General features: G+C 43.0%; 10 protein-coding genes and 2 pseudogenes. 8 read left to right on the top strand and 4 right to left on the bottom strand.

Annotation, left to right across the window (positions count from 1 at the left end):
• Nucleotides 1–38 precede the first annotated feature (38 nt).
• A pseudogene (locus L5M40_RS00905) lies at nucleotides 39–193 on the top strand (IS630 family transposase); the annotation flags it as partial.
• A 173-nt stretch (nucleotides 194–366) separates the two neighbouring features.
• Here the strand turns inward: L5M40_RS00905 and L5M40_RS22605 are convergent.
• From L5M40_RS22605 to L5M40_RS00890, 3 genes and pseudogenes are all read right to left on the bottom strand, one after another.
• Nucleotides 367–546 (bottom strand): annotated as a pseudogene (locus L5M40_RS22605) (transposase); the annotation flags it as partial.
• A gap of 1,066 nt (nucleotides 547–1,612) precedes the next feature.
• A complete protein-coding gene (locus tag L5M40_RS00895) occupies nucleotides 1,613–2,908 on the bottom strand; it encodes a tyrosine-type recombinase/integrase (RefSeq protein WP_263171527.1) in 1,296 nt (431 codons plus the stop codon).
• 61 nt (nucleotides 2,909–2,969) lie between these two features.
• Nucleotides 2,970–3,188: a hypothetical protein gene (locus L5M40_RS00890; protein WP_081729032.1), complete on the bottom strand. Its 219-nt coding sequence runs from the start codon at nucleotides 3,186–3,188 to the stop codon at nucleotides 2,970–2,972.
• 180 nt (nucleotides 3,189–3,368) lie between these two features.
• Between L5M40_RS00890 and L5M40_RS00885 the strand changes: the two genes are divergently transcribed.
• The gene (locus tag L5M40_RS00885) at nucleotides 3,369–4,940 is read left to right on the top strand and encodes a DUF3369 domain-containing protein (RefSeq protein ID WP_113940482.1); all 1,572 of its coding nucleotides are present in this window, start codon (nucleotides 3,369–3,371) and stop codon (nucleotides 4,938–4,940) included.
• Between the two features lie 60 nt (nucleotides 4,941–5,000).
• Here L5M40_RS00885 and L5M40_RS00880 read toward each other — a convergent pair whose 3' ends face one another.
• Entirely contained in the window at nucleotides 5,001–5,486 is a 486-nt protein-coding gene (locus L5M40_RS00880) for a hypothetical protein (RefSeq protein WP_411568997.1), read from the bottom strand.
• A gap of 224 nt (nucleotides 5,487–5,710) precedes the next feature.
• Here L5M40_RS00880 and ccoN point away from each other — a divergent pair, with 224 nt between their 5' ends.
• The 6 genes from ccoN to L5M40_RS00850 all read left to right on the top strand — a co-directional run bounded on the left by ccoN (nucleotide 5,711) and on the right by L5M40_RS00850 (nucleotide 11,955).
• Nucleotides 5,711–7,147, top strand: a complete 1,437-nt coding sequence (gene ccoN / locus L5M40_RS00875; protein ID WP_028759964.1) for a cytochrome-c oxidase, cbb3-type subunit I — start codon at nucleotides 5,711–5,713, stop codon at nucleotides 7,145–7,147.
• 13 nt (nucleotides 7,148–7,160) lie between these two features.
• Complete coding sequence (gene ccoO / locus L5M40_RS00870) at nucleotides 7,161–7,787, top strand: cytochrome-c oxidase, cbb3-type subunit II (RefSeq protein WP_028759965.1); 627 nt, start codon at nucleotides 7,161–7,163, stop codon at nucleotides 7,785–7,787.
• An 11-nt stretch (nucleotides 7,788–7,798) separates the two neighbouring features.
• Nucleotides 7,799–7,975 carry a CcoQ/FixQ family Cbb3-type cytochrome c oxidase assembly chaperone gene (locus L5M40_RS00865; RefSeq protein WP_028759966.1) on the top strand — a complete coding sequence of 59 codons (177 nt, stop codon included), beginning with the start codon at nucleotides 7,799–7,801 and terminating at the stop codon, nucleotides 7,973–7,975.
• A complete protein-coding gene (gene ccoP, locus L5M40_RS00860; RefSeq protein ID WP_028759967.1) occupies nucleotides 7,975–8,943 on the top strand; it encodes a cytochrome-c oxidase, cbb3-type subunit III in 969 nt (322 codons plus the stop codon). The genes L5M40_RS00865 and ccoP overlap by 1 nt, the downstream gene beginning before the upstream one ends.
• A 110-nt stretch (nucleotides 8,944–9,053) precedes the next feature.
• A complete protein-coding gene (locus L5M40_RS00855; RefSeq protein WP_105252481.1) occupies nucleotides 9,054–9,533 on the top strand; it encodes a FixH family protein in 480 nt (159 codons plus the stop codon).
• Nucleotides 9,534–9,555: 22 nt separating this feature from the next.
• A complete protein-coding gene (locus tag L5M40_RS00850; RefSeq protein WP_173244906.1) occupies nucleotides 9,556–11,955 on the top strand; it encodes a heavy metal translocating P-type ATPase in 2,400 nt (799 codons plus the stop codon).
• Nucleotides 11,956–11,977 lie beyond the last annotated feature (22 nt).

Genomic DNA, 11,977 nt, shown 5'->3' with positions numbered 1-11,977 from the left:
GTGGCCTAATTGATATTCGCTTTTTAATCATAAAAAATATGAATAATCCGAACATCGCAGCCTTAGTAAATCGGAGAAAAGTGCACGCAAACGTAGGCACTATTTAGGCTTACTCCATTTCAGCGAAGGTCATTCTCGTACCGCTCTCGCAAGTATGCTGGTCAGTAGAATCAGTGTGAATCGATGGATATCAGTGTTATGGGAAACAGGTTAGATTGCTGTTTGATGAAACTAAATTTTACTTCATTTCTCTCGCAAAGAAGGCGCTGGCCTCGGTGTGCCCCTTGGGTATTTTTTAATTTATTTATCCATGCATAATCATTTGTTTTATATGAGAAATTACTTCAACTCATTACGTTCAGACTATTCTAAGGTAAGGCCTTGCTGCAAGGCTTCGTGTTTTTCCTTCCAGTTGTAAAGCAGACTAGTGCTAACTCCAAGAGGCTTTGTCGCATCGGCAACGCTATAACCTTGCTCCAGCACCATCAAGACGGCTTCATCCTTAAATGCCTGCGGATAACTCTTATGTGATTTGTTCTGACTCATATTGACCTCTTAATTTATTGACCATACTGTCTCAAAGTTAAGTGTCCGATGGGATTAGACCAGAACACGCTATCAGGGGCAGTGTTATGGACATCAATCCCATTTAAAGTCATTCGTATTAATAACTAACCGTAACTGTTCAACATTAAGCTACTCAGAAGTTATGGAGGTTAAGCCGCTTAAGCAGGCGTTATCCATAGAAATTTTAATTCTAAATTCACTAATTCGAGCTAAAAGTCTAACTTGAAAATGTCCAGAAATGAGCTGGGTGGGGTCGAGTTGAGATTGTCCGATTAATAGCTATTTAATCAACACTGTCAGTTCATATATGAGCTAGTACACATAATGATTTTTGTCCAAAAGTAGGTTAGGGCGCTTCACTCGATATCTATAAAAACTCCTGAAAATGCCATATTTATGTCCAGGTGGCTCAAAATCAGCAACATGTTAGTATTTTATTGTGACTTTTTGGACGAGCATAAGCGCGCTGCTAGGTGATTCTGGCTAGTTTGCGAGTCCAATATACCAAAGCATTCACGTAGCGACGATTAAATTGTTTAAGATACCGTCAGGTGAAACTGGTGATGTGTTCGAGCGACTCCGATGTTGATAAATCACGTCATCAACATTACAACAAATTAATAGGTAAGATTAAGCAGTGGAAATATAGCTACGAACCAATTTCAATTAAGCTTGGTAAACCGATGAATTATTGTAAGTAATCATTCTAATGGAGCGACATGATTTGATTGGGACATTGTTTCATAAAATTCATTTCTAACACGTCATCTATACTTCAAAAGAGTTCGCATAGCTGCGTGTGAGGTGCACTTTGTCAAAAAGCAGCAAACACAAAATTTAATGCGCTCTGGATGAACAGCTTTGCACCATAATAGAGCAAAGCTGTTGGCGGAGTGAATTATAGCCTTGATATATAATAACAAAATTCAGACTCACGAAATGACACAAAACTCATTTGGAATGACAAGCCACAAAAAAGAGCTGCGATGGGAACCGCATAGAGAGTATTTAACATAATATACATTGTGCGCAGCTTTGTATCTAATCACTCTATGCCTTTCAAATGGTCGATTGGTTTGTTGAATGCACTTTCATGACGTTCAATTTGGCTTGTGTGCAAATATTGCGATGTAGTGTCGATACTTTCGTGGCCAGCATCGGCTTGTACATGGGATAACGGTCTGCGGTTGATATTGATATCGTGCGTAATGCCAGTGTGGCGAATATTGTGGGCAGTTAGTTTGCGCATCTGCGCCGCATCTTGTGTAAAGCCATCGATTTCTATACGTTCTGCAGCCAAATTAATTATTTTTTGAATTTCGTCGCGAACATGACGAATGCCTAGATTGGCATTGAGGATACCAACATCTCGGCCGCGTCCAGCAGCTTTGTGCCGTACAAACAAAGGATGATTTTCGTTTGGTCCTGGATAATCCGTTAATCCTAAAAACTGACGATATTTGACTAACGCATCGAGCAAAGCTTTTGAAATCGCAACGCTGCGTCTTTTACCACCTTTACTCAACGGAATATGAAAACTCCAGATGCCCGTTTGCTGATTACGTTTAAACTGGTTCATCACCGGCGAATAACCCGCACGTGCAGACACATCTGAAATGCGTAAATAACAGCAATAAATCAATGTAACGAGGAATAAACTTCTTTGATGTAACTCAGGAAATTCTTCTGCAAGTTCAGTAATGGTCGTCATAATATATGACCACTGTAATTCAGTGAATGCGAGACTATTTTCATCTTCATGACTTTGACACTGATATTGCCTGTTTGCTGCAAATCGACTGTGATTAAGCCAGATTTGAGCAGGATTCCGCTCACAATATTCTTCACTTGTCAGATACGAATAAAACGAAGACAAAATGGCCATTTTTGTTTTTAACGCATTATCGCTTAACACATAAGGCTGGATTTGCCCGAGTTGTTTTTTGCCGACAAATGGTCGCCATTGCGAGTTTGGAACCCGTTCATCATGCAGTTTATCGTACTTAAACTGTGGCACATTAAAATAACCGATCAGTGCTATCGGCGGTGCTTGGCAATAATCAACGTAACGACTCATGTCTTTGCGCGTAACTTGAATGGGAGACATTGAAACCACATCAAAACACCAATGCAGAAACGTAGTGAGTTCACTGCGATAAGCTTTATAGTTGTTTTCGTTATGCTTTTGCTCAAATAGCCAATCACTGGCATGCTCGATGACTAAGCCCGCATCAACTACCTTTTTCATGCTAATTTGGGTGATATATTGGTTAACAATACTATTGCCAACTTGTATGAATTCAAATGAGTCAAATAACGGGATTACTGGAGGAAGTTGCATATTACATCTGAATTATAAGAGTTTCTTGTATGATAATACTTAAACGCAAATGCCGATAATGTTATTTATCGGCATCAAGATATGTCAGATTTTTAGTGCAACTTGAAAATGAACATTGCTGACAAGTAATACGCTTTTTGCAACAGATCAAGCATAGCTGCCACACTTGCTGTTTCGATTGGCTATCTAAGCACGTGAAGTCAGATGCGCAGATGTGTCCATCATGTATTAGCTGTGCCAATTTATGCGCTGAAATTGATAAGTTAATTCGATTAGTCATGCCCTTTCCCTCCCTATCATTGTTTGATAGTAACAGAATACACAAATGAGAATCGTTATCAACAATGTAATTTAAGGATTGCCACTCACCTCGCTATTTTATGCAAGATTTTGCACCGCTTTGAAATGTGTCTACTACACTGATTATGTGATCATTATTTTTACTTGAATGAGGTATCGGATGCTGATTGATCTTGCAAAGAAAAACCCTCTTTTTTCCGGTAAAAAGTCTACCGAGACAACAGAGTCTGGTATTCCTTGGAAGGTATTAGTGGTCGATGATGAACCTGATGTTCATACCGTCACTAAGCTTGCCCTCTCCCGCTTTAAACTTGATGGCCGTGCCCTCACCTTTATTAATGCTTATAGTGCCGAACAAGCAAAAGAATTACTCAATCAAGAACATGACATCGCCATTGCCTTTATTGATGTTGTCATGGAAAGTGACCATGCGGGGTTAGAACTAGTAAAGTGGATCCGTGAAGAATTATTGAATAAAACCACTCGATTGATCTTACGTACAGGCCAGCCAGGGCAAGCACCTGAAGAAGACGTTATCGTCAATTACGATATCAATGATTACAAAGCAAAAGCTGAACTGGATTCCCGTAAACTGATGACTAGCGTCTACTCAGCCCTTCGCTCTTATCGCGATATCATGGAAATCGAGCAAGCAAGGCGCACCCAAATAAATCATCGTAAGGGCTTAGAAAGAGTACTAGAAGCTACCTCAGGATTATTTGAACTGCGCACCCTGCATAAATTCGCCGATGGGCTACTGACTCAAGTGGCCACTCTACTTAATCTCGATTCAGAAACGCTACTGCTGACTTGTAATGCAATTGATGCGATTAGTGGTCATGTTGAACCTGTCAATATAGAAATCCTTGCAGGTACTGGTCAATTTGCTAATAAATCCCACATTACGCAACTACCTGAACATATTGATCGTCTACTGCGCAGTGCGCTCACCCAACAGCGGTGCCTTTATGAAGACAATTGTTTTATCGGTTACTTTCCCACCAAAGGCGGTTTAATCAATCTACTTTATATGGATGGTATTGATAGAATTGATGATCTTGATAAGAAACTCATTGATATTTTTGCCATCAACGTGGGCATAGCCTTTGAAAATTTGCTGCTCAATCAGGAGGTGGAAGATACACAATCAGAGCTTATTTTACGTTTAGGTGATGTTGTTGAAAGCCGCTCGAAAGAAGCTGCCAATCATGTGAAACGTATGGCGGAGTATTGTTCTCAATTAGCATTACTCGCCGGTTTAAGTGAATACGAAGCCGATTTACTGCGCCGTGCCTCACCAATGCATGACATAGGTAAAATTGCGATCCCCGATGCTGTCCTACTTAAACCCGGCAAATTAGATGACGAAGAATGGAAAGTTATGCGTCAACACCCTATGATTGGCCATCAAATTCTTGCAAATTCTGAGCGACCAATACTAAAGGCCGCATCAATTATTGCACTGCAACATCATGAAAAATATGATGGTTCTGGTTATCCTGCAAATCTAAAACAAGACGAAATTCACATTTTCTCGCGGATTGTGGCAATCGCAGATGTGTTTGATGCCCTTTCCCATGCCCGCTGCTATAAAACAGCTTGGCCTTTAGAAGAGGTTTTAGCTGAAATGCGTAAAGGGGCGGCAACACACTTTGATCCTCACTTATTACAGCTCTTTATTGAAAATGTAGATATTTTTGTCAAAGTAAAAGAAAACTGGAAGGATCACTAATCTGTATAGTTGATTGTCTTGATGTTTAGAAATCCATATCAAGCACTTTCAAAGATATATCTAACCATTGTCATCTGCGAGAAAATCAAAAACAGCCGTTTTAGTTTCACCATTAACGCTAAAACTCACAAAGCCACGCCAAACCATGTAGCCACTACTACAAGAACCGTAGACTAACTGACCGATATAAGTCATTTCATCAGTTTGCTTCACATTTACAGGAATAACGCCCATAAACATGTCTCTTCCTTCTAAGCGGATTTGCACATTAGAAATTGGCATGGAAGATAACAACTGTAATGTCAATGGCTTTTCGCTTGGTGCACTCCCTGGTGACAAGCGAAAAGTGAGCTCAACATCCCCAACTTTTTTAACACAATCCCCCTTAGAAAATTGGCAAAGTGAAGGATCAAGACTGCTTTTAAGTGTGACTTGCTTTGCATCTTCCTTACAAGCTGTGAGATTGAAGCTAAATAATGCAGTAAATAAATAGGGACTCAGACGAGTTAGCACAAAGATTAACCTTATGATGCAATATGTTAACATTCTATGGCGTAGGTTGATCTAGATCAACTTTCCACACCCCTTCTTTGGTATCTTTTTTGATATGGCTCAAGTATCATTGCGAAACCTCATATTTGAGCAAAAATATGCAGGGTAACGCATTGACATCACTCAGCAACCTTAATAGGGAGGCTGAGTTTTATGTCATTTATAACAGGTAAAGCTTGTCTTTACTAAAAGTAAAAGTAATAAGCAGTGGAAGCATTATGATGAACCATTCCCAGCCAACAGGCGCTGATTACAATTACGCCATTGTCCGCCAATTTGCCTTAACCACAGTTTTGTGGGGTATTGTTGGTATGTCAGTCGGCGTATTAATTGCGGCTCAGTTAATCTGGCCTCAGCTGAACTTTGACACTCCTTGGTTAACGTATAGTCGCTTGCGACCATTACACACCAATGCGGTGATCTTCGCGTTCGGTACATCAGCCCTTTTTGCAACATCCTATTATGTCGTACAACGCACCTGTCAAACCCGACTATTTGCACCTAAGTTAGCCGCATTTACGTTTTGGGGATGGCAAGCCATCATTCTGTCAGCAGCTATTTCTTTACCAATGGGTTTCACCCAAGGAAAAGAATACGCTGAATTAGAATGGCCTATCGATATCGCAATTACTATCGTTTGGGTGTCCTACGCTATCGTGTTCTTCGGTACTATTATCAAACGAACAACTTCGCATATTTATGTGGCGAACTGGTTCTTTGGTGCCTTTATTATTACCGTTGCCGTACTACACATAGTTAACTCTATGGCAGTACCAGTCAGTCTGTTCAAGTCATACTCTCTGTATAGCGGCGCTGTCGATGCTATGGTGCAGTGGTGGTATGGTCACAACGCTGTAGGTTTCTTATTAACCGCAGGCTTCTTGGGGATGATGTATTACTTCGTACCTAAGCAAGCAGGTCGTCCTGTGTACTCTTACCGTCTTTCTATTGTCCACTTCTGGGCACTGATCGCACTGTATATCTGGGCTGGTCCTCACCACTTACATTACACAGCTTTACCTGACTGGACTCAGTCTTTAGGTATGGTGATGTCACTGATCCTATTCGCACCTTCTTGGGGTGGTATGATTAACGGTATCATGACCTTGTCAGGTGCTTGGCATAAACTGCGTACTGACCCTGTGTTACGTTTCTTAGTTGTTTCTCTGTCTTTCTACGGTATGTCTACCTTCGAAGGCCCTATGATGGCAATTAAGACAGTTAACGCATTATCACACTATACAGATTGGACTATCGGTCACGTTCACTCCGGCGCGCTAGGCTGGGTTGCAATGGTGTCAATCGGTTCTCTGTATCACTTGATTCCTGTATTGTTCGGTCACGGCCGTATGTACAGCATCAAGTTAATTAACGTCCATTTCTGGTTAGCGACTATTGGTACTGTGCTTTACATCGTCTCTATGTGGATTTCAGGTGTAATGCAAGGTCTGATGTGGCGCGCAGTGAATGCTGACGGTACTTTGACTTATAGCTTTGTTGAAAGTCTGGAAGCTTCTTATCCTTTCTACTTTGTACGTTTCCTTGGCGGTTGTTTCTTCCTGACCGGTATGCTGATCATGGCATATAACGTGATCCGTACTGTGAAAGCCTCTAAAGATTCATTGCCAGCATTGGCTGAACCAACAGCGGCTTAAAGGAGCAAACTCGATGAAATTTAATCATGAGATAGTTGAAAAAAACATCGGTTTGTTAGCGATTTTTACCGTTATCGCTATCAGCTTCGGTAGTCTCGTTGAAATCACACCGTTGATTTTTCAAAAAGATACGACTGAGCCAGTTGAAGGTTTAAAGCCATACACTGCCCTGCAAATTGAAGGTCGTGACATTTATGTTCGTGAAGGTTGTTATAACTGTCACAGCCAGATGATCCGTCCTTTACGTGCAGAAACTGAACGTTATGGTCACTACTCTGTCGCGGGCGAATCAGTTTGGGATCATCCATTCCAATGGGGTTCTAAGCGTACGGGTCCTGATCTTGCACGTGTTGGCGGTCGTTATAGCGATAAATGGCATGAAGTTCACTTAATCGATCCTCGTGCTGTAGTTCCTCAATCGAATATGCCAGGGTTCCCATGGTTAGCCGAAAACAAGTTAGACGGCAAACTAACGGGTGACAAGATGACTATCCTACGTAACCTGCATAAAGGTGGTTACAAAGGTAATGATCTTTATACCGATGAAGAAATCGCAGGCGCACAGCAAGCTGTTGCAGGTAAGACAGAAATGGACGCCTTGATTGCATATCTTCAGTCTTTGGGTCACGCACTCAAATAAGGAGGCAATATATGGATTACGGCACATTACAAGGCATTTTGACCATCATTGTGATGCTGACCTTCGTCGGTATATTTGCTTGGGCATATAGCTCGCGTCGTCAAAAATCATTTGATGAAGCAGCTAACCTTGTGTTTTCCGATGAGGAAGTCAACAAGGTATCGAAGGACTCAGGAGAGAATAAGTGATGAGTAGCTTCTGGAGTGTTTGGATTACTGTACTCTCGTTAGTCGTGATCGCGGGTTGTTTTCTATTACTGCGTGTGTGTTCTAAGAACACCACTGACGTAAAAGAAGGCGAATCCATGGGTCACAGTTTCGACGGTATTGAAGAACTCAATAACCCACTGCCAAAATGGTGGAGTTATATGTTCTATATCACTATCGTGTTTGGTTTGATCTATTTGGCCCTATTTCCTGGTTTAGGTAACTATAAAGGCCTATTAGGCTGGACCAGTTCTAACCAGAGTATCGGCACAGAGCATGGCATTAAAGCCGATTCTGCCGCAGCGATTGAGCTAGCAGCAAAAGAAGGTCTTTATGTTCAGTATGATCAAGAAGTAAAACACGCTGATGAAAAATATGGCCCAATCTTCGCGGCTTACTTGGCAACACCACTAGAAGAATTAGTGAAAAACCAAGAAGCGTTGAAAGTGGGTGGCCGTTTGTTCCTGCAAAACTGTGCTCAGTGCCATGGTTCTGATGCACGTGGTAGCAAAGGCTTCCCTAATCTTACCGATGGTGACTGGTTATATGGTGGTGAATTAGCCACGATTAAGACCACTATCATGGCAGGTCGTCATGGCATGATGCCACCCAAAGGTGGTTTGCCAATCGAAGACAGCGAGATTGCTGGTTTAGCTGAATACGTTGTTAAATTGTCTGGTCGTGAGCATGACGAGAAACTCGCTGCCCAAGGTCAAGGGTCATTCATGAAAGGTTGTTTTGCGTGTCATGGTATGGACGCTAAAGGCAACAAGTTTATGGGTGCTCCTAACTTAACTGACGATGTTTGGTTATATGGCGGTAGCCGTGGCATGATCGAAGAGACCATTAAACATGGTCGCGCAGGTGTGATGCCAGCGTGGAAAGACGTTCTCGGTGAAGAGAAAGTTCACGTCATTACAGCTTATGTTTATAGCTTGTCAAACAAGTAATTAGGTATAAGTAACACTAAGGCCTCGAAGACTTCGAGGCCTTTTTTTTAAAGTGCTAAAACCGTCTTTTAACGGTAAAATGGCGCAAATTTTTTGAATGGGTATCTGACATGAGCGAACAACAAGCCTGGTATAAGCAGTTCTGGCCTTGGTTTTTAATTATTCTTCCTTTATGTGCCGTCGTCGCAAGTTTTACCACGCTAAAAATTGCCCTTACGAACTCGGACTCTTTAGTCGCCGAGGATTACTACAAAGATGGCAAAGCCATTAATATGGACTTAAGTAAAGTGAAGTATGCCAAACAAATAGGCATGAATTTTTCACTCGATCAAGCCAATAATGAGATTTTACTGACGCAGCAAGGGGGACCTGCATATCAAGCCGCCTTGAAAGTCGAGTTCTATCATCCAACCATTGCCGACAGAGATATGAAACTCACTGCGACGGCCGATGCCAGCAATGTGTATCGCATTAGCATCCCTACTACCCTAACCGGCCCTTGGGAAGTACGCCTCGAAAGTTACGACGGTAAATGGCGAATTCACCAACGCGTTGAATTAAAAGATCACGTCCAACTTTGGCTGAATTGATTGTGGTTAAATAAGTAGCGCTATGACGTATCCAAGTTGTTTTCACTGCCAAGAGCCCGTTCTGACGGGCCAGCAGTTTGTGACTCGCATTAATGACCGTGATGAACTGATGTGTTGCCCTGGCTGTCAGGCGGTTTCTCAAGCGATTGTCGATGCGGGATTACTCAGTTATTACAAGTTCCGCACTGAGCCTGGCAGTAAACAGAATGCCCTGGTCCCCGAAGCATTAACGCAATTTAGCGCCTATGACTTGCCCGAAGTGCAGCAAGACTTTGTGCATTCTGAGGACAATGTCGAATCAGTATCACTCTCCATCGATGGTATCACCTGTGCCGCCTGTGCTTGGTTAATTGAACACAAAGTCAAACAACTTGCGGGCGTGAGCCAAGTGCTAGTCAACTCAACCACCCAACGCGCCATGATCAGTTGGGATAAACGCAAGGTAAAACTTAGCGATATTCTCGGACAAATTAGTCGTATTGGCTATCAAGCCGCGCCCTACCAAGTTGACGAACAAGAGCTCAACAATAAACTCAATAGTCGCAAATTTTTACTGCGTTTAGGCTTAGCTGGCTTTGCGACTATGCAAGTTATGATGTTCGCCCTCGCCCTTTATACTGGCTACTTCACCGATTTAGACGTGCAATATCGGGACTATTTCCGCTGGGTTAGCATGATTTTTGCCACGCCTGTGGTGCTTTATTCGGCGCAGCCCTTCTATTTTAGTGCCATTCGTACCCTGCTCAGCGGCAAACTCAATATGGATGTGTCTGTTTCGATTGCCATTGGTGGTGCCTATACCGCAAGCTGTTTTGCCACAGTGAATGGCACAGGCGAAGTGTATTTTGAATCCGTATCCATGTTTACTTTCTTTTTGTTACTTGGGCGTTACTTCGAGCAAAAGGCAAGACAAAAGGCCTCGGTCAGCTCCAGTAATTTACATAAATTGGTGCCGCTCACTGCACACTTAGTCACCGAAAATGGTCAAGAAGAAATTCCGGCCAAAAAGTTACGCCTCAATGATGTGATCCTTGTGAAACCAGGGGAAATGGTTGCGGCCGATGGTGTGGTGATTGAAGGCCACACAAATATCAATGAAGCTATGCTCACAGGTGAGCAAATGCCCATTGAAAAACAGCAAGATCAGCAAGTGTACGCTGGTACTATCAACGTCGACCAACCGATAAAAGTTAAAGTTACCGCATTGGGGCAAGACCAACTCGTGGCTGAAATTATTCGACTGCAGGAACTGGCATCCAATACAAAACCTGCGATAGCCCTATTAGCCGATAAATTATCCCGCTATTTCTCGGGTACGATTCTAACAATCGCGACGATCACCTATTTGGTTTGGCAACAGATTTCCCCAGAGGATGCCTTTTGGGTAACGCTATCGGTTCTGGTCGCGACTTGTCCTTGTGCCTTAGCGCTAGCGACACCGACCGCCGTCACCTGTGCAACCGCCATTTTTACCCGTCTTGGGATCATTACCCGCAAAGCCGGCGTATTTGAAAAACTGCCGCAGATTAAGCATGTGGTCTTTGATAAAACTGGCACCCTTACCTGTGGTACGCTCTCTATCGGGCAAACGCAGTGCATGGCCGATTTAACAAAGACGCAGGCCTTAGCTATTGCCGCAGCGCTGGAAACGGGCTCTCGTCATCCGATTGCGGCTGCATTTGCCCTATTTGCCGATAATACCTTGGTCGCAGAACAAGTTCACCATGAAGTCGGCTTTGGTGTTCGAGGCCGTATCGAGGGGACTGATTATTTAATTGGTAATGCTGTATTTACTGGTGCACGTGTCGATACTCAGGACCCAACCCAAAAGATTTGGTTAGCACGCTCAGCCAATGAGCAGCTTGAAGTGCTTGCAAGTTTTGAGATCCAAGACAATATTCGTCAAGACAGTAAGGCCACGATTGAGATATTAAAGCAACAAGGTTGCCGCATTAGTATCGCCAGCGGCGATAGCTCCGGACATGTGCATCAATTGGCCAAAGAGCTGGGAATTGAAGATGTGCACAGCGGATTAACCCCCGCGGGTAAACTTGCCCTAGTAACGAAATTACAACAGCATACTCGCGTGGCGATGTTTGGCGATGGCATCAATGATGCGCCAGTACTTGCGGGGGCTGATTTGTCGGTCGCCATGGGCAGTGGCAGTGCGATTGCCAAAAACAGTGCCGATTTGATTTTACTGGGCGATCATCTATCCCGTTTCACCCAAGCTGTCGCGGTCGCTAAACTGACCACGCAAATTATTAAACAAAATTTAGCGTGGGCGCTGGGTTACAACGCCCTTATCTTGCCTTTAGCTGTCACTGGTCATGTGGCACCTTATATTGCCGCGATTGGCATGTCGGCGAGTTCTTTGATTGTGGTCGGTAATAGCCTGAGATTATTACGGGTAAAAGTGTGATCATAATAAAACGTTTAACCAG

It is taken from the genome of Shewanella sp. SM68 (assembly GCF_025653925.1).
Taxonomy (GTDB): Bacteria; Pseudomonadota; Gammaproteobacteria; order Enterobacterales; family Shewanellaceae; genus Shewanella; species Shewanella oncorhynchi.
The sequence above is the reverse complement of the archived record's forward strand: the minus strand, read 5'-3'. Positions and strand labels throughout refer to the sequence as shown.

What these genes read in the sequence shown, in the direction of transcription:
- L5M40_RS00895 (WP_263171527.1), bottom strand. Translation starts at nt 2,908, where the DNA reads ATGCAACTTCCTCCAGTAATCCCGTTATTTGACTCATTTGAATTCATA.
- L5M40_RS00855 (WP_105252481.1), top strand. Translation starts at nt 9,054, where the DNA reads ATGAGCGAACAACAAGCCTGGTATAAGCAGTTCTGGCCTTGGTTTTTA.
- ccoP (WP_028759967.1), top strand. Translation starts at nt 7,975, where the DNA reads ATGAGTAGCTTCTGGAGTGTTTGGATTACTGTACTCTCGTTAGTCGTG.
- L5M40_RS00880 (WP_411568997.1), bottom strand. Translation starts at nt 5,486, where the DNA reads ATGTTAACATATTGCATCATAAGGTTAATCTTTGTGCTAACTCGTCTG.
- ccoO (WP_028759965.1), top strand. Translation starts at nt 7,161, where the DNA reads ATGAAATTTAATCATGAGATAGTTGAAAAAAACATCGGTTTGTTAGCG.
- L5M40_RS00885 (WP_113940482.1), top strand. Translation starts at nt 3,369, where the DNA reads ATGCTGATTGATCTTGCAAAGAAAAACCCTCTTTTTTCCGGTAAAAAG.
- ccoN (WP_028759964.1), top strand. Translation starts at nt 5,711, where the DNA reads ATGATGAACCATTCCCAGCCAACAGGCGCTGATTACAATTACGCCATT.
- L5M40_RS00890 (WP_081729032.1), bottom strand. Translation starts at nt 3,188, where the DNA reads ATGACTAATCGAATTAACTTATCAATTTCAGCGCATAAATTGGCACAG.
- L5M40_RS00865 (WP_028759966.1), top strand. Translation starts at nt 7,799, where the DNA reads ATGGATTACGGCACATTACAAGGCATTTTGACCATCATTGTGATGCTG.
- L5M40_RS00850 (WP_173244906.1), top strand. Translation starts at nt 9,556, where the DNA reads ATGACGTATCCAAGTTGTTTTCACTGCCAAGAGCCCGTTCTGACGGGC.